Origin of the sequence: Actinoplanes regularis, from assembly GCF_900188005.1 — a bacterium.
In the GTDB taxonomy this organism is placed as follows: Bacteria; Actinomycetota; Actinomycetes; order Mycobacteriales; family Micromonosporaceae; genus Actinoplanes; species Actinoplanes regularis.
On the sequence record NZ_FZNR01000016.1, the window covers coordinates 123,189 to 143,823 of the forward strand.

General features: G+C 70.4%; 20 protein-coding genes. 11 read left to right on the forward strand and 9 right to left on the reverse strand.

The annotated features are described in order from the left end of the window. The first annotated feature begins 87 nt into the window (after positions 1 to 87). Complete coding sequence (locus CHC09_RS32350) at positions 88 to 936, forward strand: alpha/beta hydrolase family protein (protein ID WP_089297045.1); 849 nt, start codon at positions 88 to 90, stop codon at positions 934 to 936. A 120-nt stretch (positions 937 to 1,056) separates the two neighbouring features. Here the strand turns inward: CHC09_RS32350 and CHC09_RS32355 are convergent, their stop codons facing one another. Continuing rightward, the gene (locus tag CHC09_RS32355; RefSeq protein ID WP_089297046.1) at positions 1,057 to 1,404 is read right to left on the reverse strand and encodes a hypothetical protein; all 348 of its coding nucleotides are present in this window, start codon (positions 1,402 to 1,404) and stop codon (positions 1,057 to 1,059) included. A gap of 760 nt (positions 1,405 to 2,164) precedes the next feature. After that, positions 2,165 to 3,205: a LacI family DNA-binding transcriptional regulator gene (locus CHC09_RS32360; RefSeq protein WP_239138658.1), complete on the reverse strand. Its 1,041-nt coding sequence runs from the start codon at positions 3,203 to 3,205 to the stop codon at positions 2,165 to 2,167. 183 nt (positions 3,206 to 3,388) lie between these two features. On the opposite strand from CHC09_RS32360, the gene CHC09_RS46670 reads away from it, so the two are divergent. Continuing rightward, positions 3,389 to 3,916 (forward strand): hypothetical protein, encoded by a 528-nt coding sequence (locus CHC09_RS46670; protein WP_179277369.1) that lies wholly within the window; start codon positions 3,389 to 3,391, stop codon positions 3,914 to 3,916. A 541-nt stretch (positions 3,917 to 4,457) separates the two neighbouring features. Here the strand turns inward: CHC09_RS46670 and CHC09_RS32370 are convergent. Both CHC09_RS32370 and CHC09_RS32375 read right to left on the reverse strand, forming a co-directional pair. Continuing rightward, a complete protein-coding gene (locus tag CHC09_RS32370; protein ID WP_089297049.1) occupies positions 4,458 to 4,922 on the reverse strand; it encodes a hypothetical protein in 465 nt (154 codons plus the stop codon). Positions 4,923 to 5,342: 420 nt separating this feature from the next. Then, positions 5,343 to 5,900, reverse strand: coding sequence for a hypothetical protein (locus tag CHC09_RS32375; RefSeq protein ID WP_089297050.1), 558 nt, complete (start codon positions 5,898 to 5,900; stop codon positions 5,343 to 5,345). 738 nt (positions 5,901 to 6,638) lie between these two features. Here CHC09_RS32375 and CHC09_RS32380 point away from each other — a divergent pair. The 3 genes from CHC09_RS32380 to CHC09_RS32390 all read left to right on the forward strand — a co-directional run bounded on the left by CHC09_RS32380 (position 6,639) and on the right by CHC09_RS32390 (position 10,685). Further along, positions 6,639 to 7,943 carry a glutamate-cysteine ligase family protein gene (locus CHC09_RS32380; protein ID WP_089297051.1) on the forward strand — a complete coding sequence of 435 codons (1,305 nt, stop codon included), beginning with the start codon at positions 6,639 to 6,641 and terminating at the stop codon, positions 7,941 to 7,943. A gap of 421 nt (positions 7,944 to 8,364) precedes the next feature. Next, a complete protein-coding gene (locus tag CHC09_RS32385; RefSeq protein ID WP_089297052.1) occupies positions 8,365 to 9,567 on the forward strand; it encodes an esterase-like activity of phytase family protein in 1,203 nt (400 codons plus the stop codon). Positions 9,568 to 9,668: 101 nt separating this feature from the next. Continuing rightward, positions 9,669 to 10,685 (forward strand): DUF4190 domain-containing protein, encoded by a 1,017-nt coding sequence (locus CHC09_RS32390; protein WP_089297053.1) that lies wholly within the window; start codon positions 9,669 to 9,671, stop codon positions 10,683 to 10,685. Between the two features lie 86 nt (positions 10,686 to 10,771). On the opposite strand, the gene CHC09_RS32395 is transcribed toward CHC09_RS32390, so the two are convergent. Next, positions 10,772 to 11,401 (reverse strand): PilZ domain-containing protein, encoded by a 630-nt coding sequence (locus CHC09_RS32395; protein ID WP_089297054.1) that lies wholly within the window; start codon positions 11,399 to 11,401, stop codon positions 10,772 to 10,774. Between the two features lie 95 nt (positions 11,402 to 11,496). After that, positions 11,497 to 12,378 (reverse strand): LLM class flavin-dependent oxidoreductase, encoded by an 882-nt coding sequence (locus CHC09_RS32400; protein WP_089297055.1) that lies wholly within the window; start codon positions 12,376 to 12,378, stop codon positions 11,497 to 11,499. A 107-nt stretch (positions 12,379 to 12,485) separates the two neighbouring features. Between CHC09_RS32400 and CHC09_RS32405 the strand changes: the two genes are divergently transcribed. Together CHC09_RS32405 and CHC09_RS32410 are read left to right on the forward strand one after the other, a co-directional pair. After that, positions 12,486 to 13,001: a GNAT family N-acetyltransferase gene (locus CHC09_RS32405; protein WP_089297109.1), complete on the forward strand. Its 516-nt coding sequence runs from the start codon at positions 12,486 to 12,488 to the stop codon at positions 12,999 to 13,001. Between the two features lie 69 nt (positions 13,002 to 13,070). Then, positions 13,071 to 13,868, forward strand: a complete 798-nt coding sequence (locus CHC09_RS32410; protein WP_089297056.1) for a poly-gamma-glutamate hydrolase family protein — start codon at positions 13,071 to 13,073, stop codon at positions 13,866 to 13,868. A gap of 37 nt (positions 13,869 to 13,905) precedes the next feature. Here CHC09_RS32410 and CHC09_RS32415 read toward each other — a convergent pair whose 3' ends face one another. Together CHC09_RS32415 and CHC09_RS32420 are read right to left on the reverse strand one after the other, a co-directional pair. After that, positions 13,906 to 14,877, reverse strand: a complete 972-nt coding sequence (locus CHC09_RS32415; protein ID WP_089297057.1) for a hypothetical protein — start codon at positions 14,875 to 14,877, stop codon at positions 13,906 to 13,908. Between the two features lie 211 nt (positions 14,878 to 15,088). Next, positions 15,089 to 15,943 carry a helix-turn-helix transcriptional regulator gene (locus CHC09_RS32420; RefSeq protein WP_203833294.1) on the reverse strand — a complete coding sequence of 285 codons (855 nt, stop codon included), beginning with the start codon at positions 15,941 to 15,943 and terminating at the stop codon, positions 15,089 to 15,091. Between the two features lie 312 nt (positions 15,944 to 16,255). Here CHC09_RS32420 and CHC09_RS32425 point away from each other — a divergent pair, with 312 nt between their 5' ends. The 4 genes from CHC09_RS32425 (at position 16,256) to CHC09_RS32440 (ending at position 19,221) form a co-directional block, all read left to right on the forward strand. Continuing rightward, positions 16,256 to 17,161 carry an NADP-dependent oxidoreductase gene (locus CHC09_RS32425; protein ID WP_089297059.1) on the forward strand — a complete coding sequence of 302 codons (906 nt, stop codon included), beginning with the start codon at positions 16,256 to 16,258 and terminating at the stop codon, positions 17,159 to 17,161. Positions 17,162 to 17,245: 84 nt separating this feature from the next. Continuing rightward, a complete protein-coding gene (locus CHC09_RS32430; protein WP_089297060.1) occupies positions 17,246 to 17,617 on the forward strand; it encodes an ArsR/SmtB family transcription factor in 372 nt (123 codons plus the stop codon). Next, positions 17,614 to 18,087: an SRPBCC family protein gene (locus CHC09_RS32435; protein WP_089297061.1), complete on the forward strand. Its 474-nt coding sequence runs from the start codon at positions 17,614 to 17,616 to the stop codon at positions 18,085 to 18,087. The genes CHC09_RS32430 and CHC09_RS32435 overlap by 4 nt, the downstream gene beginning before the upstream one ends. A gap of 318 nt (positions 18,088 to 18,405) precedes the next feature. Continuing rightward, positions 18,406 to 19,221, forward strand: a complete 816-nt coding sequence (locus tag CHC09_RS32440) for a class I SAM-dependent methyltransferase (RefSeq protein WP_203833293.1) — start codon at positions 18,406 to 18,408, stop codon at positions 19,219 to 19,221. Positions 19,222 to 19,380: 159 nt separating this feature from the next. On the opposite strand, the gene CHC09_RS32445 is transcribed toward CHC09_RS32440, so the two are convergent. Beyond that, positions 19,381 to 20,634 (reverse strand): glycosyltransferase, encoded by a 1,254-nt coding sequence (locus CHC09_RS32445; RefSeq protein ID WP_089297063.1) that lies wholly within the window; start codon positions 20,632 to 20,634, stop codon positions 19,381 to 19,383. Position 20,635 lies beyond the last annotated feature (1 nt).

Sequence of the window (20,635 nt, forward strand, 5' to 3'; positions counted from 1 at the left end):
ACCAGCCAGTAAAGATCTTGTTACGATAATGAACAGCATCGATCTAGATCGGTCTCCCAACCATCCCCCTTTGCTTTGGGAGTCCACATGTCCGTTCGATCCGTCCTGGCTGCCACCTTCCTGGCGGCCCTCGTCGCGCTCCCGGCGGCTCCTGCGCAGGCCGCCAACCCGTACGAGCGGGGCCCCGCCCCGACCACCGCCAGCATCGAGGCCACCAGCGGACCGTTCGCCACCGCCACCACCACCGTCGCCCGCACCAGCAGCTTCGGCGGCGGCACCATCTACTACCCCACCAGCACCAGCGCCGGCACGTTCGGCGCCGTCGCCATCGCGCCCGGCTACACGAACACGCAGTCCGCGGTCTCCTGGCTGGGCCCGCGGATCGCCTCGCAAGGCTTCGTGGTGATCGTCATCGACACCCTGAGCGTCTACGACTTTCCCGACTCCCGGGGCACGCAACTGCTCGCCGCCCTGGACTACCTGACCGGCACCAGCTCGGTCCGCACCCGCATCGACGCGACGCGGCTGGGCGTCATGGGCTACTCGATGGGCGGCGGCGGAACCCTCGCGGCCTCCAAGACCCGATCGTCGCTGCAGGCGGCGGTCCCGCTCGCCCCGTGGCACAGCACCAAGACCTGGTCCACCGACCAGGTACCCACCCTGATCATCGGCGGTGAGAGCGACACCGTCGCACCGGTCTCGTCACACGCCGAGGCGTTCTACACCAGCCTGCCGAGCACCCTCGACAAGGCGTACATGGAGCTGAACAACGCCACCCACTCCGCCCCGACCTCGCCGAACGTGACGATCGCGAAGTACAGCATCTCGTGGCTCAAGCGGTTCATCGACAACGACACCCGCTACGAGCAGTTCCTGTGCCCCGCCCCGACCGGCTCCGCGATCCAGGAGTACCGCGACACCTGCCCGCACTCCTGACCACCAGCACCCAACGGCAACATCCGCACGCCTGACGACGCCAACCTGTCCCCGTTCACAAAAAAGTAACGCCGGCGGCTCTTTCGAGCCGCCGGCGTCACCGCAAGCACGAGCAGGAACTCAGCGCCAGAAGACCGCGACCGCCGCGTTCACCAGCGTCAGCGTGATGATCCCGATGTAGTGCCCCTTATTGACCGCCTCCCGCTTCCGCGGAATGAACACCATGATGAAGATCATCACCGCGATCACCAGCTTGACCCCGAGCTTGATCGGGTCCGGCTCGTGGTCACCGCCACCCCGCAGCGGAGCGGACAGCGCGATCCCGCTGACCAGCTGAATGATCGAGCCCCACAGAACCGCTGGGCTGATCCGGAACGTTCCGGACAGGAACTGGGCGATAGCCCCACCCAATAGCAGGGCGAAGCCGACAAGGTGCACGAACAGCAAAATCAACCGGAGTGCTTCCACAGCGAAACAGCTTGCCAGCACCCCGAACGGTCGATCAATCCGGGATCCCACCACTCCCGGCAGGCGCTTCCTTAAACCCCTTTTTCCGGTACGAACAACGGCTCCCGCGCCCAGCCCTCGCGGGCCAAGCCCCGTGCCATCCCGCTCACGCGACGTCCCACCGGCTCCCGACCGCAACGCGCCAAAACCCCCGGCCAGCCCAAGCCGCCGCACCCCGCGCAGACCCCGGCTGATCCGTGGGCTCATATCACCGCCCGAACAACCACCCTGGCAGCAAGCCCGGTCCCACCGGCTGCCGACCCCACCGCGCCAAAACCCCCGGCCGGCCCGAGCCGCCGCAGCCCGCGCAGACCCCGACTGGTCCGTACGCTCATATCGCCACCCGGACAACCACCCTGGCAGCAAGCTCGGTCCCACCGGCTGCCTGCCATCGTCGTATCGACATCCTGGACACGACAACCAGGACCAGCCGTCGCACCGCGCGGCCCCGCCGCCCGCTGGCTCGTCGGCCCCGACATCCGCCGGCTCGTCGGGCCAGGCGCGATCACATCAGCACCAAACCAGGACGATCGGCTCAGCGGCGGACCGCGCCAGTCGAGCACCGGCCGAAAGCAATCGGATCAGCGGCGGACCGCACCTGCCAAGCACCGGCCGAGAACGATCGGATCAGCGGCGGACCGCGCCAGCCAAGCACCGGCCGAGAGCAATCGAGTCAGGGCGGCGGACCATGCCTGTCGAGCACCTTCCGAGGGTGATCGAGTCAGCGGCGGACCGTGCCTGTGGAGGCGCGTGCGACCAGCGCCGGGACGAACGTCGCCTGCTCGTGCACGTGGTCCGGGTTGGTCGCCTCGTCCAGCACCAGTCGTGCCGCCGTACGGCCAAGCTCCTGGCGAGGCTGCCGGACCGAGGTCAACGGCACGGCCGCGGCCGCCGCGAAGTCGATGTCGTCGAAGCCGACGATGGCCAGATCGTCCGGTACCCGCAGGCCGGCGGTGACCGCGTGCTGCAGCAGCCCGAGAGCGAGCAGGTCGTTCGCGCAGAACGCGGCGGTCGGCCGGCGCCGCGACGGCAGGCCGGCCAAGCGCTCCCCGGCGGACCGCCCCTCACTGACAGTGAGCGCCTCGGTGGGAAGGTGGATCAGATCCCCAGCGGGTTTACCGAACTCCTCCCACACCTCGCGAGCCCCCTGATAGCGCTCGCGGACCTGCCCGATGCTCTCCGGTCCACCGACAAACGCCACCCGTTCGTGTCCGCGATCGATCAGGTGCTCGACGGCAATCCGGCCGCCCAGCACGTCGTCGACGGCGACCGAGCAGTGCCCGCCGGCATCGCTGAGCCGGTCGACCATGACGAACGGGATGCCGCGCCGGGCGATGTCGGCCAGGTGCGGCGCGTCCGGGTCGACCGGGGTGATCAGGATGCCCTGCACCCGCTGCTGGACCAGCCGGTCGAGGTGCTTCGACTCCCGCTCGGCACGGCCGCCGCTGTTGCAGACGAAGAGGGACAGGTCGGCGGCGTCCGCGGCGATCTCGATCCCCTCGGCGACATCCTGGAAGAACGGGTTGCCACCGTCGAGCATCACGTAGGCGAGCGCCCGGCTGGTCCCGGCCCGCAGCTGACGGGCCGACTCGTTACGGACGAACCCGAGCTCGGCCATGGCCCGCTCGACACGCTCCCGGGTCGTCGCGCTGACCACGCCCGGCCGGTTGAGCACGTTGGACACGGTGCCGAGGGAGACGCCGGCAGCCGCCGCCACGTCCTTGACCGACGGCGCCCGGCCGTTTCGTGGCTGCTGAGTCAACCCCGTTGCCCCCTCGCTTGAACGATGATTGAAACGCATCCTAGGGCGAACGCTCCCATCGGGATGTCAGCATCGCACCACGAATGAAACATTTCAACCACGTCTCGGGATGCGGCACCCGACGAGTCCCGGCCACGCGGTCCGTGACCGGCCCGCAACCATGGTCGGCTACCGTCCGTGCGCGTGATGCGTTCCAGGTTAGTTCCCGCCGCCCTGCTCTGCGCCTGCCTGACCGGCCTCGCCGCCTGCGACGGCGGAAACACGGAAGCCGACACCCAGGTCGCCCCACCGGCCGCGGCGGCGTCCTCCGCGCCCGCCGGTGCCGCCTCGACCGCTCCCGGCGACGCATCAACCCTTCCCGGCGGCACGACGGGCGGGAACGGTTCCGGCGACAAGGCCCTCTGCCAGACGCTGAACAAGGCCGGAAGCGTCATGAAGAACAACATCTCGCAGGCGCAGAAAGCGGACGGACACGTCGAGGTCGCCGACGCGAAGAAGGCGTTCACCACGTTCCACAGCACGGTAACCAAGTCGCTCGCCTCCGCCCCCGAAAGCAGCGTGACAGCCGCGGCCCGCGCCATCGCCACCGAAATCGCCAAGGCCGCCACCTCCGCCGACCCGATCAGCACGGCCGCCGCGGGCGGCTTCGAAAAACTCAGCGGCAACCTCACCACCGCCTGCAAGACCGCCGGCGTCACCATCAACTTCTGACCGCCGCCCCAACCACGCGACCCGCACTGCTGCCGGTCAGACCGGCAGCACCGCACTCCAGAACCACACGACCCGCACCACCGCCCGCCCGTCACGCAACCTGCACCACCGCACCCAGAACCCCAGGACTCGCAGGACGCCCGCCGAAGGCCACCCGCCGGAGGCCGAAGGCCGGGTGGCGCCCACAGGAAGCCAAAAGCCGGGTATCGGTAATACCCGCCGAAAGCCAAGTGTCGGCAGGTGGGTGCCAGCGGCGCCTTGCGGCTACCCGGTGCCGAGTGCAGCCGGTGGCAGTTGGCGGATGCCAACTCCGACTGGCGGGCGCCCAGCGTTGGCTGGCCAACGGCGGCTGGCGCCCGATACCAACAGGCGAATGCTCAGTGCCAGGTTGGTCGGTGTCAGCTGGCGGACGTCCGGTGGCGGATGCCGACTCGCAGCCGCCGGCTGATGACTGCCAGCTGATGGCTGGTGGCGGATGCCGGCTCGAGCTGATTGGCTGGTGGCGGATGCCGGCTCGCAGCTGGCGGGCTGGCGGGCGCGGTCAGGCGGCTTCGGCGTCGAGTGGGCCCAGCCAGTACTCCGGTGGAGCGATGCCTACGCCCTCGACGATGGGGCGCGGGTCGTCGGGCGACGCCTGTGGGTCGAGGTCGACGGCGCTGCGGGAGCCCATCGAGAAGATGGTGAAGCCGGCGCGGAACGTGTAACCGATGTCGAAGGGCTCGGGGCGGTGACCGAGCGCGGTCAGCTCGGCGAGCACATCGTCCATGAGGCGGTAGGTCAGCTGGACACCGTCGAGGGTGACCTCCTCGCCACCGTCACCGGAACAGCCCAGCTCGACCAGCTCGACCGTGTCGCCGTCGTAGTCGACCACGAGCATCGGCTCGGTGTCGTAGACCGCGCGGGCCGAGATGCCGGCCCGGGCCGGTGGCCCGAGGCGGGCCTCGACCACGTCCCTGGTCTCGCCGACCTTGACCAGTGCGATGCCCTCGCCGGGAAAAATCTCCATGCCGCGATGCTCGCACCTCCCTCTGACATTTCCGAACCCGCAGCGTTTACCCAAGGACAAGTTCACACTGCGGACGGTATTGCCGGAGCCCGAACGCAATAGATCAGTCCCGGACGAAACTCCAGGCTGCGGCGGGATTGAACGACATAGCAGGGTCGGTTCCGGACGAAGGCCCAGCCGGGGCGGGCTCAACAACGAAACAGGATCAGTTCCGGACGGCGGCAAGGCCCGGGCTGGCTTGACGGCAGAGCCAAGGTCAGTTCCGGACGGCGACGAGGCCCCGGCTGGGCGGGCATGAGGACAGAACCCGGTCAGTTCCGGACGGCGGCGAGGCCCGGCTCGGCGGGTTTAAGGACAGAGCCCAGTCGGTTCCGGACGGCGGCCAGGCCCTGGCTCGGCGGGCTTAAGGACATAGCCCGGTCAGTTCCGGGCGGCGGTTAGGCCCGGGCGGGGCTGGGTGAGACGACGGAGCGGGGACAGCGCGGCGAGGACGGCCAAGGCCGCGAACGGGAGCAAATTCAGGTTCACCGTGATGGCGGTGATGGCGGCGCCGAACAGCAGGGGTGTCCAGACCGGAAGCCGGCGGGCGGCCACCAGAAGACCGAAAAGGGTCAGCATGCCGACCGGGAAGAGCATCGGCCCGACGAACTCCAGCGCGGCCGGCAGCGGCGCGGCTTCCCGGAAGCCGTCGGAGAGGTCGCCGGCGATTACCCAGAGGAAGCAGAGCACGCCCGCGAGGCCGGTCACGGTGGCGATGGCCGCCAGCCGGCCGGGCTGTGGAACCATGCCGCGCAAGGCGAGCATGAGCCAGCCGAACAGCACCATGCCGACGAAGAAGGCCAAATGGCCGATGGTCCAGAGCGGACCGTTGCCGCGGTCGCCGTCGAGGCCGTCGGCGAATCGCAGGATTCCGTAGAGCAGAAGCAGCACCGGGGCGACGAGTGCGATACGGCGAACGGTGACCGGGGTCGATGACATGAGCTGACGCTATGGCCGAGGCGAGCATCCGGAGGACCGGCGGTTTCCCGGAGCGGGCCCTGATTCCCAGCTCGGGGTACCCGGCAAAACCCCTAAGGCATCCTAGGAGACCAGCCTGGATCCGGTAACCAGGCAGCGGCAGCGCAAGCGAGCAATGCGAGCACCGCGGACGAGCAGGCGGCACGGGCGAGCAGCGCGGGCAGGCGAGCGAGCAGCCGCGGGCGGCGGGCGGCGGGCGGCACGGGTGCGGCGCGAGCAGCGCGGACGGCGCGGGGTGCGCAGGCAGCGCAGGCAGCGCGGGTGCGCAGGCAGCGCGGGTGCGCAGGCAGCGCGGGTGCGCAGGCAGCGCGGGTGCGCAGGCAGCGCGGGTGCGCAGGCAGCGCGGGTGCGCAGGCAGCGCGGGTGCGCAGGCAGCGCGGGTGCGCAGGCAGCGCGGGTGCGCAGGCAGCGCGGGTGCGGCGCGGGGTGCGTGGGCAGCGCGGGTGCGCAGGCAGCGCGGGTGCGGCGCGGGGTGCGTGGGCAGCGCGGGCGGACGGTATACGCCGGGGGATCGGTCGGTATTCCTATCGTGCAGATAGGAATGATATGCTCGTTGGCACGGTGCCCGGCAGCCGGAGCAGCGGAGACGCCGAGCGGCGCTCCGACCGTTCCGGTGCCGGCCCGTCGAACGGCGAATTCGCACCTGGCGACGTCTGAACGGCCGGTACCTCACCCCTCGACCGCAAGCGGAGGCATCCCGTGACCACCCTGAGCGAGCAGGCCGCCGAGGAGTTCTTCGCGGCGCGGGCGTTCGATCCTGGATTGCCGGGATTCGTCGGGATCGCCGTGGACCTGCTGCTCGATCCGGCCTCCGTGCCCACCGGCCGGCGGCCGCTGCGGCACGGGTTCCTGGACTCCAGATCACCGCGGGTTGCCGTGGTCAGCGGGCCACCGTCACCCGGCCTGGAGGTCGCGCTCCGGCGGATGTCCGACGATCTCAACGCCGCGACCCGGGTGATGGATCGGCACGGGCTCACCGCGCTGCCGTTCGCCACCGACACCGCGCACCCGGACGGTCCCGCGCACGCCTACGGCACCGCCACCGCCGGTCTTCGGGTCGGGCTGGAGGCGGGCCCCGACGGCGACGGGCCGCTCGGCCTGAACCGCCGCTGGATCCTCGCGCACACAGTCGCTCCGGTGCTGGCGGCCGCGTTCGCCAACGCGCCCCTGCGCAACGGCCGCCCGACCGGCTGGCGCAGCATCCGCCAGGCCCTCCGGCGCGACCTCCCGGTCCTCCCCCAGCACACCAACCGACACCCCGGACCGCACTGGCCGCAGCAGGCGCAGCACCAGCAAAGCGCCGATCGGCACAACGAACCGCACCGCCCAGAACAGGCACTCCCCCAGCGAGACACCGAACCGCACCGCCCAGAACAGGCACTCCCCCAGCGGGACACGGAACCGCGCCGGCAGCGGGACGGGCTCCGGGTGGGCGATGGGCTGCCGGGTCAGCGGATTCCGGACAGCCTCGCGGAAGGCATCGGGTCCGGGCCGGCGATCGACGCGCGTACGTCGTGGGCCGCCTACGTCATGGACGCCCCGACCGCGACCGGACGCAGTCTGCGCGATCGTTTCCGGGCCGGCGCGCGCTTCACCGAGGCCGACCTGCTGCGGCATGTGGCGGCCCTGCGCCCGCCGGTGGCCGCCCGTGGTCACCTGGAGATCGATGTCGTCGACCGCCAGCCGGGCGATGGCTGGCGACTCCCCGCCGCGGTGATCACCGCCCTGCTCGACGACCCGCGCGCGGCCGAGGAGGCCTACGCCGCGACTGTGCACCTGGCGGACGAGCCGCGACTGTGGGAACGGGCCGCCCGGGACGCGCTCACCGACCCGGTCCTGGCCGACGCCGCGCGGGCTTGTTTCCTCGCCGCCTACGCCTCGTTCGCCCGGCAAGGCGTGGCCCGTGAGCTGCGGGACGCTCTCGCCGACTTCACCGACGCCTACGTGAACCGCGGCCGCTGCCCCGCCGACGATCTCCTCGACCGCGCGGCCGGCCGCGTCTGACCCATCCGCTCCGGCATGACCAGGCGCACCAACTGACCCCGCTGCGGCGCGACAGGGCACGCCAACCCAAGCGCTACGGCATGACCGGACACACCAACCCACGCGCTACGACGCGACCGATCACGCCAACCTACCCACCACGGCATGACCAGCCGCGCCAACCCACGCGCTACGACGCGACCGGACACACCAACGCACCCACTACGGCATGGCTGGACGCGCTGGCGAATTCGCTCGGCATGACCATGGATGGTGGCCGGTTTGCTGTGGCGTGACCGGGATCGATCACGGTGCTTCGTACGTACGGCGGCAAGCGGTTGAATTTGATCTTGGTTGGTGGCGTGAGAAACCGTCCCTCGTCCGGGCGGCGGACATCGGGGTGTTGCTGTGGGTTCACCCTGGGTGCCTAACGTCCGCCCACATGGGAAAGATCGCCAATCGCACGCTCGCGGGCGCCGGTGCGCTCGTCCTCGCCGTGGCCCTGGCCGGCACCGCGTCCTACGCGGGCGGGCACCCGAAGGTCACCGCCCCGACCCTGACCGGCTGGGCCTCGCTGCCCGCCGGCACCTTCGTTCCCGGCAGCGAGCCGTCCGGGGCGCTGGCCACCGGCGACCTGCACGGTTTCACCACCCCGTTCGCGGATCAGCCGGTGCAGGGCTTCTCCGGGATCGTGAAGAACCGCGACGGCACCTTCGACGTGCTCTCCGACAACGGGTACGGCACCCAGGCCAACTCGGCCGACTTCCTGCTGCGCGTCCAGCGGCTCGCCCCGGCCTTCGCCACCGGCACCGTCGACGTGGTGGGCGGCCTCAACCTGACCGACCCGAACAAGCAGGTCCCGTGGAAGCTGACCCGCGACGACCGGGTGCTGACCGGCGCCGATTTCGACGTGGAGTCGATCGTCAAGGCGGCCGATGGAACGTTCTGGATCGGTGACGAGTTCGGCCCCTTCCTGCTGCACTTCGACCGGGCCGGCCGGCTGCTGAGCGTGCCGATCCCGCTCGACGGCGTGGTCGCGCCGGAGACCGCGGCCCGCACGGGCGTACCCGCGACCACGAGCAGCAGCAAGGGCTACGAGGGGCTGGCCGGTTCCCCGGACGGGCGCTACCTCTACGGCCTGCTCGAGGGCACGGTCAACGGTGACATCCCGGGCCGGCTGCGGCTCAACGAGTTCGACACCCGCGCCCAGAAGTACACCGGCAAGCGGTACGCCTACCAGCTCGAGGCGACCGGCAACGCGATCGGTGACGCCATCGCGGTGGACCGGGATCGGTTCCTGATCATCGAGCGGGACGGCGGACAGGGCGCGACCGCCAGGTTCAAGCGGCTCTACCTGGCCGACAAACGTGACCGTGACCACGACGGCCTGCTGGACAAGACGCTGCTGGTCGACCTGATGAACATCGCGAACCCGAGGCGGCTGGGCGGGTTCGGCACCACGTTCACCTTCCCGTTCCAGACCATCGAGGACGTCGTGATCCTGGACGACACCCACCTCGCGGTGCTTAACGACAACAACTTCCCGTTCTCCAGCGGCCGCACCGAGGGCCAGGCGGACAACAACGAGTGGATCACCATCGAGCTGCCCGAGCGGCTGCGCGCCGACCGGAACCTGCTCCGCTGAGCGGCCGGGTGAGGCCGGTGGTCCCGCGCCGGCCTCACCCGATACGCAATCGGAACCGGCCGGGGCTCGGAGAAGATCTTGTTGTGCGTTAACGTCCCGGCGTGAACGAGGAAATCCCCGGACAGCCGAACCCGGCGCCGCTGCCTCAGCCGGCCGATCCGCTGGCTGTCGCCCCGCCCGCCGACGACCCGCTGGCCGCGCCGGCCACGGCACCGTTGTACAACACACCGGCCGTTCCTCCCGCGTACCAGCAGCCGGTGCAGCCCGCGGCGTACCCGAGCCCGGAGCAGCAGCCCGCATTCCCGCCGCCCGGCGGATTCCCTCCGCCCGGTGCGTACCCGCCGCCCGGCGGGTTCCCCCCGCCCGGTGGATTCCCGCCGCCCGGTGGATTCCCGCCGCCCGGTGCCTACCCGCCGCCGGGCACGTACCCGCCCGCCTACGCGATGCAGCCCGGATTCGGCCCCGCGCCGAACGCCGGCGTCAACGGATTCGCCATCGCGTCGCTGGTCTTCGGCATCATCGGTGGCGTCCTGCTCAGCGTCGTCTTCGGCATCGTCGCGCTCACCCAGATCCCGAAGCGCGGCGAGCGCGGCAAGGGACTGGCCATCGCGGGCCTGAGCCTGTCCGGTTTCTGGGTTCTGGGCATCGTCACCCTGGTCGCGTTCGCCGCGCTGACCGAGGACACCTCGGAACGGGCCGATTTCAGCACCGGCAGCCTGCCGACGGTGGAGGCCACCGCCACGCCCACAGCCACCGCGACGAGTTCCGGCAAGACGGCGACCGAGGAGCTTGTCGTCGGTGACTGCGTCGCCGACATCGACGAGAAGGGCACCGGCGACGAGTTCACCGTGGCGTCCTGCGCGAAGCCGCACGGTGGCGAGGTGTACTACGTCTGGACGTTCCCGAAGGGCGCCTACCCCGGCGACGACAAGGTCGAGACGCAGGCCAGCGACCGCTGCGACGCCGCCCTGGGCAAGTACGCGGTCGGGAAGTTCTCCGACGCCGACTTCTGGTACGTCTACCCGTCCAAGGAGTCCTGGTCCGAGGACCGCCAGGTCACCTGCATCGCCGCCCCCGCCTCCGGCGGGAAGTGGACCGGCTCGATGACCAAGAAGTGACCTGAGTCACGGCAGTTCACGACCTCGGCTCCCTGCCCCCCGTCTCGCGGGGCAGGGAGCCGAGATCGTAGTCACCGGTGCTGTGATCAGCCCTGCTGCTCACGGGCCTTGCGGCGCTCGCCGATCTCCCACGCGATCACGTACTGCCGGATCATCTGGGAGAGCGGGTCCACGGTCCTGAAGATCAGCACCACCTCTTGGCCGGCCCCGTCCTCGGCCGGGCGGACCGTGTAGACCTTGCCCTTCAGCTCCGTCTCGCCGTTGCCGAGCCAGACCAGGGCGCGCATGTCGTCGCCGACCTTGAACGCGCTGGCGTCTGGCACCCAGAAGCGCAGGCCACCCTCGCTGATGTCCAGCATCTGGCCCTGCAGGTACTGCTGGCCCCACTCGCCGAAGAGCCGGATCGGGGCGCCACCGCCACCGCGGACGAACTCGCGGCGGTTGCTGATCACCGGCTCGGAGGTCGGCAACAGGGTCCAGCAGAACGGAGCGTGCTCGGAAACCGCCTTGAGCACGACCGGCATCACGATCCGGGAACGCGGCGGAACCCAGAACACCTCGAACTCGTAGCCAGGCAGAAAGCCGTCCGGGCCGGTGGTCTCCAGCGGAGCGGTCACGCTGAACGTCTCGCTGTCCACCGACTCCAGCCGCGATCGGAAGTTCACGCCGTCGCCCAGGGCCAGGAACATCGGAGTACCGATCTCGGGCAGGTCCATCACGTATCGGCCTCTCAGGTCGCCTGGCCCGCACACTGCGGGGTCGCTATGCATGTCGGCCACGGGCCCGACGACGTGAGAGGTCCGAAAGTTGCTTATCCGTTGACGAGTTCGAGCACCACGTCCATGGCCTTCAGCTTCTCGGCGCCGGAGCCGAGCAGGCCGTCCGGGATGATCAGCTCGTCCAGGCCGATCGCGCGGTACCCGGCGATGGCGTCGGCGAGTTTCTCCCGGCTGCCGCCGATCACCGGCACCGGCAGGCCCTCCGGCACCGGCCCGTTGACCACGACGAGCGCCTGCGCGGTGCGGGCGATCGACTTCGGGTCACGGCCGCGCTCGGCGCAGAACCTGTCCAGCACGGCGGACTTGTGCGCGATCAGGTCGGGCAGGCCCCAAGTGTTCCACAGGTCGGCGTACTCGGCGACGACGCCGAGCATCCGCTTCTCCCCCTTCGCGCCGATCATGATGGGCAGGCGGTCCTGGACCGGCTTCGGCTCGCAGACCGCGTCGGTGAGCTGGTAGTACTCGCCGTCGAGGGTGGTCCGGGGCGTGCGCAGCAGGCCGTGCAGCACCTGCAGGGCCTCGACGAAGCGGTCCAGCAACTGCCTGGTCGGGGGCAGCTCGATGCCGTACTGCTGGTGCTCGTTGACCTGCCAGCCGGCGCCGACGCCGAGGGTGAAGCGGCCGCCGCTGATGTGATCGGTGGTCGCGGCCATGTTGGCCAGCACGGCCGGGTGCCGGTAGGTGTTGCCGTAGACCAGGGTGCCGATCCGGACCCGCGGAACGGCCGCGGCCAGGCCGGCCACCAGCGAACCGGCTTCCAGGGTGGGTTGTTCGAGGTCCCGGCCCGGGGCGGCGTTCGGCATGAAGTGATCGGCGATCCAGACGCCGTCCCAGCCGGTCCGTTCCGCGTGGTGGGCCGTTTCGAGGATGTCGGACCAGGGCCGGCCGGCGCTCGGCCAGATCGAGATTCGCATGGACGCCACCCTATTTCCCGCGGTTGGCGGTTGATTCGGGCCGATTTCGACTGATCTTGTACGACCTGTGCAGCCAGGTGGCCGCCGATGGGCCGTACCGTAGCCGGGTGATCGAATTGCTCGATGGAAGCGACCCGGAGTTGCTCGCCACCGTGACCGACCTGGTGAATCTCGTCTACCGGGAGTCCGAGCGGGGGCTGTGGCAGGACGGGGCGACGCGGACCAGCCTCGCCGAGGTGACCACGCTGGCACGAGCCGGTGAACTGGCGGCGGACCTCCGTGACGGGCGGCTCGCCGGGGTGGTGCGGGTGCAACGGATGCCGGACCGGGTCGGAGAGTTCGGCATGCTCGCGGCCGATCCGGCGCGGCGCGGTGAGGGCATCGGCGGCGGGCTGATCCGGTGGGCCGAGGAACACTGCCGGGGCCGAGGGGATCGGACCATGCGGCTGGAGCTGCTGGTGCCGCGTGGCTGGCGGCTGGAGTCCAAGGAGCTCCTGCACGCGTGGTATTCCCGGCTCGGGTACCGCATCGAGCGGATCGGTCACCTGGAGGAGCAGTACCCGCAGCTCGCGCCGCTGCTGGCCGGGCCGGCCGAATACCGGGTGTACACCCGGACGCTCTGACGGGTCGCCCGGCGGTACGCGAACCGGACAGGCATGAGATTCTTCGAAGTCGATCTTTAGGGGGAATCCATGTCCAACGTCAGTCGTCGCAGTGTTCTGGTCGCGCTCGGAGCCGCGGCGATCCCGCCGATGGTCGTCGCGGGGGCCCGTCCGGCGGTCGCCGCCGACGACCACTTCGCGTCGAACACCGCGCTCTACGCCGACCCGTCGGTCGTCGAAGGCACCGACTACGCCCGGCGCTTCCGGCGGCACGCCGCGCTGGACAACGACGAGACACTCAGCAGCCCCTACCCGGACACGGCGATCATCGCCCCGCACGGTGGCGGCATCGAGACCGGCACGTCCGAGCTGTGCCTCGCGCTCGCCGGGTATCACCCGAAGGATCTGACGGCCAGTGGTGCGGTGTACGACTACTGGATGTTCGAAGGGCTCCGGTCGAGCGGGAACGGGGAGCTGCACGTCACCTCGATCCACTGTGACGACCCGGTCGCGCTGGCCACGGTCGCCGGTAGCCGTCGGACGGTGTCGTTGCACGGGTGCAAGGCCTCGGACGCGGGGCTCACCGACCCGGAGGCGGTGGCCGTGCTGGTCGGTGGGGCTGACACCGCGCTCAAGGCGGCGCTGATCTCGGCGTACCGGGGCATCGGCGTCACGGCGATCGACGCGGCAACGGTGTCGGCGCTCGACGGCGATGATCCGCGCAACATCGTCAACCGGAACCTGCGCGGTGCGGGTGTGCAGCTGGAGTTGACCACGGCGATGCGGACGCGGATGTTCGGGACCAACACCCGGGCGGGCCGGAAGAGCACCACCCTGGAGTCGTTCTGGAGTTTCGTGAACGCCACCCGCCAGGTCCTCGCCGCCTGACCGGCGGACCCGGAATCGCGGCTGCCGGGCCGACCGGCTACCGGGCCTGCACCAGGGTGCTCCGACAGGTCGCCCGGCGGTACGCGAACCGGATCAGGACCAGGGCACCGATCGTGAAGACCGCGTTGCCGAGCTGGTCGACGAGGACGGCAGCCACGCCGGTCGGGGACTCGGCGAACGAGTGCCAGGCGTAGGTGATCAGCGCACCCGCACCGATCGCGAGGTAGTGCGGGCTGGTCCAGCCTTCCCGGGCCGACCAGAGCACGATCAGAGTCAGGTACGCGGCGACGTCCAGGACCCATACTCCCGTACCGATCCAGGTCGGCAGGCTGACCAGGGTGAGGCCCTGGAAGACGCCGCCGGCCAGCAGGGTTGCGATCAAGACGGTCACGGCGCCCGGTGCGATGCCCGGACGCGGCCGGAAGCTGATGCGTACGAGCAGGCCGGCCGTGATGAGCAGGGCCAGGATGACGCCGGTCGCGGTGAACTGCCCGGCGGTCGCGGTGTACGGCCACATCGACATGTTGATCGCGGTGCTGATGCCGATGCCGATCAGGAACAGCACGCCGGTCACGATCAGGCCGGTACGGCCCAACCAGGGGGTGGTGCGCCGCTCGCCGGAGATCACCTCCAGCATCAGGATCGGCGCGCAGACGCTCCAGAAGACATGCAGGCCGATGACGTAGATCGTCCACGGGACGGCGATGCCGAGCGCCGGGAGATAGCCGTCGATCAGCAGGTGCTGGTCGGCGTAGTTCGGGTTGAACAACGACTGGGTGGTCAGCCCTTCCTCGAGCACACCGTAGGCGACGGCCAAGATGATGTTGTTGGGCCAGCCGAGGCCGCGGCGGCGGACCAGTTCACGGATCAGCAGCGCGCCGCCGCCGTAGAGCGGGGCGAGCACGAACACCGCGGGCAGGAACGTGATGGGCAGGTTGCCCAGTAGGAACTCGGCGACCAGGGGTGCCAGGAGGAACAACCCGACGGCGAGGGCGGTACGACGCATCATGTCTTCAGTGGATCGCTATCGGGGCCTCGGGATGTAGTTCAAATATCAGGACACGTCGATGACAAATGTCAGGAGGCTTGGCGCCTTTCAAAGCGGCCCAGCCCCGCGCCCGATCCGCTTCCGAGACGGTTCAGCCCCGCGCCCGCTTCGCTTCCGAGACGGCCCAGCCCCGCGCCCGATCCTTTTCCGAGACGGCCCTGCCCACGCCCGGTCAAGACAGCTGGAACGACTCCTTTCCGACGACTCGTAGCAGGTCGAGGTACTCCGCGGTCGGGCTGCCGGGCGGGGCGGTCAGCAGGATCAGCCGCTGGTCCTCGGCCGGGGTGAGGAGCATCTCGAAGTCGAGCTCGAGCAGGCCGACAGCCGGGTGCTGCAGGCGCATCCGGCTGTTGCGGCGCACCGCGACCTCGTGCCGGTCCCACACCGTGGCGAACTCCGGGCTGCCGGCGCGCAGCCGTTCGACCAGCGCCTCGGCGGCTGGGTCGTTGCCCCGCCGGGCCACGGCGGCGCGCAGGTCGGCCACGTGCAGGCGGCTGCAGTAGTCGTGGTCCTCGGCCGGGACCGAGGCGCGCATCCTCGGGTCGTGGAACCAGCGCCAGACGATGTTGTGATCCTGCTCGTGGTCGTGCGGAGCGGCCGGGCAGAGGTCTCCGAACAGGGTCTCCGCCAGAGCGTTCTGGGCGAGCAGGTCGCCGAGATCGCTGACGACCTGCGCCGGGGACGCGGTGAGCTGGTCGAGCAGGGTCAGCAGGCCGGGTCGGACGTGGGTGCCGGCGAGCCGCCCGGCCGGCGGGCGATGCCCGGTAAGCAGGTAGAGGTGGTCGCGCTCGTCGTCGTCGAGTCGCAGGGCGTGCGCGAGGGAGCGGAGCACCTGAGTGGACGGCTGTGGGCCCCTCGCCTGCTCGAGCCGCATCAGGTAGTCGGCGGACATGCCGGCCAGCAGGGCCACCTCCTCACGGCGCATACCCGGGGTGCGCCGGCGTGGGCCGGCGGTGAGCCCGACGTCCTGCGGCTGCAGGCGGTGCCGGCATCGGCGGATGAAGTCGGCGAGTTCGCGTCGGTCCATGGGATTCATGGTGACGCGGTCGGCGGAGCGCAGCCAAGGATCACCGGTCCTAGGCAGTGCCGCCTCCTGCGCGGTAGTCGGCTCAGATCAACCGAGGATCGCGGCTCTGGACAGAGCCCTCCCCTGCACAGCGGGTCAGCGGGGACCGGCCGAGGATCGCCGGTCCTGGACAGAGCCGGCCCCTGCACAGCGGTCGCCGGAGACCAGCCAAGGATCACCGGTCCTAGGCAGAACTGTCCCCTCCACAGCGGCTGCCCCTCGCCGCAAGCTGGCTCTCGTCCGATGGTGCGAGACGTCAGGAAGGTGGGACAGATGAAGGCGATCGTCTTCGAGGAGTTCGGCGGGGCCGAGGTGCTGCGGGTCGCGGAGGCGAGGGTTCCGCGGCCCGGCCCGGGCCAGGTGCGGCTGCGGGTCCGGGCAGCCGGGGTGAACCCGCTCGACCACAAGATCCGAAGTGGGGTGATGGAGCAGGTGTTTCCGACCACGTTCCCGGCCACCCCGGGCCTGGAGGCCGCGGGCGTCGTCGACGAGGTCGGGCCGGGCGTCACCGGGCTGGCCGCCGGTGACGAGGTGATCGCCCTGACCGACACCGGCTCCTACGCGGAGTTCGCGCTGGCCACCGTCGCCGCGCCGAAGCCGGCCGGGCTGGACTGGGCGCAGGCCGCGGCGCTGCCGGTCGCCGGCGAGACGGCGCAGCGGGTGCTGGACCTGCTCGGGGTCGAGGCGGGCGAGACGCTGCTCGTGCACGGGGCGGCGGGCGCGGTCGGCGGGGTGGCCGTCCAACTCGCGGTGGCCGCCGGGGTCACCGTCGTGGGCACCGCGTCGGCGGTCAACCACGACTACCTCCGGTCGCTCGGCGTGACGCCGGTGGCGTACGGGGAAGGCCTGGTCGAGCGGGTCCGCGCGGCCGCGCCGCAGGGGGTGGACGCGGTCTTCGACGCGGCCGGATACGGCGTGCTGCCGGACTCGATCGAGCTGCGCGGCGGCACGACGGACCGGATCGTCACGATCGCCGACCCGACCTGCCGGGAGCTGGGCGTGACGTTCTCCGGCGATTCGCGGCCCAGCGTCGAGCGACTCGCCGGTCTTGCCCGGCTGGCCGCCGAGGGCGCGCTGCGACTCACGGTGGCCGAGACGTTCCCGCTCGCCGAGGCCGGCCGGGCGCAGGAGCGCAGCGCAACCGGGCACACCCGCGGCAAGCTGATTCTGCTCGCCTGACCAGCTCTTTCAACTCAGCGGTTGACTCTGCTGGCGCACGGGGCTAGCTTGTCTTTAAACCGATTAGTTGAAACGAGGAACCGGATGCCGGCGGATGGGTTGTCGCAGGTGTTCGCCGCACTGGCCGACCCGACCAGGCGCGACATGGTGTCGCGCCTGGCAGCCGGGGACGCGACGGTCAATCAGCTCGCCGAGCCGTACCGGATGTCCCTGCAAGCGGTCTACAAGCACCTCAAGGTGTTGGAGGAGGCCGGGCTGGTCAGCCGGCCGCCGGGCCCGCAACCGCGGCCGGTGCGGCTGGAGCGGGACGTGTTCGACGAGGTCGGTGGCTGGATCGAGCAGTACCGGCGCCGGGCCGAGGCGCGCTACCAGCGCCTGGACTCGGTGCTACGAGGCATCAACGAGCAGGACTCGGGATCACGAGTCATGAACGAGCAGAAGGGTTCAGAGAGATGACCGAGGCACGGATCGAAGCCGACAAGGACCTGCCGATCATCCGGATCACCCGGGACTTCGCGGCGACCGCGGAGCAGCTCTTCCGGGCACACACCGACCCGGAACTGTTCGCGCAGTGGTGCGGGCCGGACTCGACCACGGTCCGCGTCGACCGGTGGGTGGCCGAGAACGGCGGGGCCTGGCAGTACGCGGCGGTGCGCGGCGACGAGGAGTACCGGTTCCGCGGCTGCTTCCACGAGGTCCGCCCCGACCGGATCGTGCAGACGTTCACCTTCGAGGGCGCTCCCGACGGCGTCGCCCTGGAGACGTTGACCTTCGAGGACCTGGGCGACGGGCGCACCCGGCTGCACGCACAGTCCCTGGTCGACAGCTTCGAGGGGCGCGACGCCTGGCTGCAGAGCGGGATGGAGACGGGCGTCAACGAGGGCTACGCCAAACTCGACACCCTCCTCGCCAAGGGCACGATCTGACCCTTCGAGCGACCCCGCCCGACCGCTGCTGGAGCCGATATCACCACGCCCACCAGCCGAGGTCGTCCGGCTGGTGCGGGTGGCGGCCCCACGACGCCACCACCCGAGCCAGCAGAGACCGCCCGGCTGGGACGCATGGTCGCCTCCCGCGACACCACCCAACCGGCCGAGAACACCCGGCTGGGACGCACAGCCCCGTCACGACCAGCCGAGAGTTCGAGCCGGGGCTGCGCTGAGTGGTTCGGAGTCCGGTCAGGTCCCTGGTTGGCGTCGGCTACCTTGTCGATCATGGTTGCCGGCGGAAGGACACCGAGACCAGTGGCGGCGACAGCCTTCGACGAGTACGAGCGGTCGCGGTGGGCAGGGCGGGCGACGGCGTACCAGGGCAGCTTCGCCGCGCTGTGCGCCTATCCCGCAGGGGCGCTGCTGGACGCCGCGGAGGTCAAGGTCGGTGACCGGCTGCTGGACGTCGGCACCGGTACCGGCACCGTCGCTGCCCTGGCCTGCGCCCGCGGTGCAGGAGTCGTGGCTGTCGATGCCGAGCCCAGCATGCTGGAGTTGGCACGCCGCCGGGTTCCCGCCGCTGAGGTTCAGCATGCGGAGCTGCCTCGGCTCCCGTTCGCCGAGGACTCTTTCGACGCGGCCGTGGCCAACTTCGTCATCAACCACGTCGGCGATCCGATGGCCGCCATCCGCGAGCTGCGGCGAGTCGTACGTCCTGGCGGTCGCATCGCGGTGACGATCTGGCCCTACCCCGCGCCACCGGCGCAACAGCTCTGGACCACCATCTTCGACGCCGCCGGCGCCGAGCGCCCCACCGACCTGCCGCGGGTCGCGCCGGACAGGGACTTTCCCCGCACCAGCGACGGACTGTCGAACCTTCTCCGTCAGGCAGGGCTCGCTGACGTCGGCTGCGACACCATCACCTGGAACCACCGCACCGACCCGGAATCCTGGTGGAACGGACCCGCCAACGGCATCGGTTCGTTCGGCCTGGTGATGCAGCGCCAGACTGCGGACACCATCGACCGCGTCCGGGTCCAGTACGAACTTCACACCGCGGCCTACCGGGACGCCGACGGCCGGCTCGCACTACCGACCGCCGCCCTACTGGCCTCCGCTTCCGTCAGCTGAGGAGCCATTCCGCCGCGACCAGCCGGGAACACCCGGCCAGCCTGCACAGCCCTGACCCGAGACGGGAAACGACCAGCTGGGAGCACCTGGCGGTTCGATGGCGGGATGGGACAGCGGGTGAGGGTGCTGTCTCGGGGTGGGACAGCACCCGTGGGACGGTCAGCCGGCGGGGAAGAGGGAGTCGAAGACGGCCGTGCGGTCGAAGGACATCGCGTGGGCGCGGGCCCGCGACTCCATCGCGCGCTTCTCCGACTCCGGCATGTCGAGGACGACCCGGTCGACGGCCTCGGCGAGCGCGTCGATGTCGCCCGCCTCGACGATGACCGCCGTGTCACCGACCGCCTCGCCGGTCCCGCCGGTAAGGGTGGTGACGATCGGACCGCCGCCGGCCAGCATCTTCTCGGTCAGGGCGATGCCGAACGTCTCGACGAAGTCCGGCTCCGGCTTGGTGGGCAGCGCGTAGGCCGCGCACCCGGCCATCAGCAGCGGCTTCTCGTCGTCGTCGACGTCGGTGAGGAAGATGATCCGCTCGTCCTCCTTGGCCATCGCCCGGACGTGTTCCAGCGCGGGCCCGGTGCCGGCGACGACCAGCGGAACCTCGACCCGGCACTGCATTTTGCCGTACGCGATGACCAGGTCGTAGATGCCTTTGGCCCGAGCCACCCGGGACAGGAAGAGAAGGTACTTGCCGCGTTTGAGGCCGCGCTTCTCCAGCGCCTCGTCGACGGCCGTCTCGTCGAGGTCGAGGAACGCGGACGAGTCGATCGGCGGATAGCTGACCGTGACCCGCTCGCGGCACTGCTGGGCGAACGTGGTGCCGCCGTGGGCGTCGACCTCCTCGGCCGAGGCGATGATCTCGTCCTTGGTGTACTGCGAGACCGCGACCACCTCGTCGCTGGCCAGGAACGTGGTGAGCAGGACCGTCGCGGCCCCGAAGCGGCCCTCGCGCAGGCAGGAGCGGATGACGTTGGTGACGTCCGAGCCGACCGCCTTGGCGATGGTGTGCACCTGCGGGTTGAAGCCGGCGGCGCGGGCCGCGTTGACCGCGTCGTTGATCACCTGGGTGTGCGGGACCAGGTACATCGACAGGCAGACGGTGGGCACGCCGTCGCTGAGCAGTTCGACCAGGCGGCCGGTGAGTCCGGCCAGGTGCCGGCCGTCGGGCACGCGGTAGTCGCCGACCGCCTCGGGACGTTCGACGGTGATGCCGTCGCTGTACGGCAGCAACCGGTCGAGCGGCTTCAGCGGCAGGCCGGCCGCCTGCAGCGCGGGAATTGGCCAGGTGATCAGGCGTACGTCGTCGAAGCCCCGGGTCAGGGCCACCTCGGCGAGGTTGCGCGCTTCACCCGAGTGTCCGCAGACAACCGGGTCGGCGCGAACCGCGATCACGAGTCTCCGAGTAGGACGGCTCATG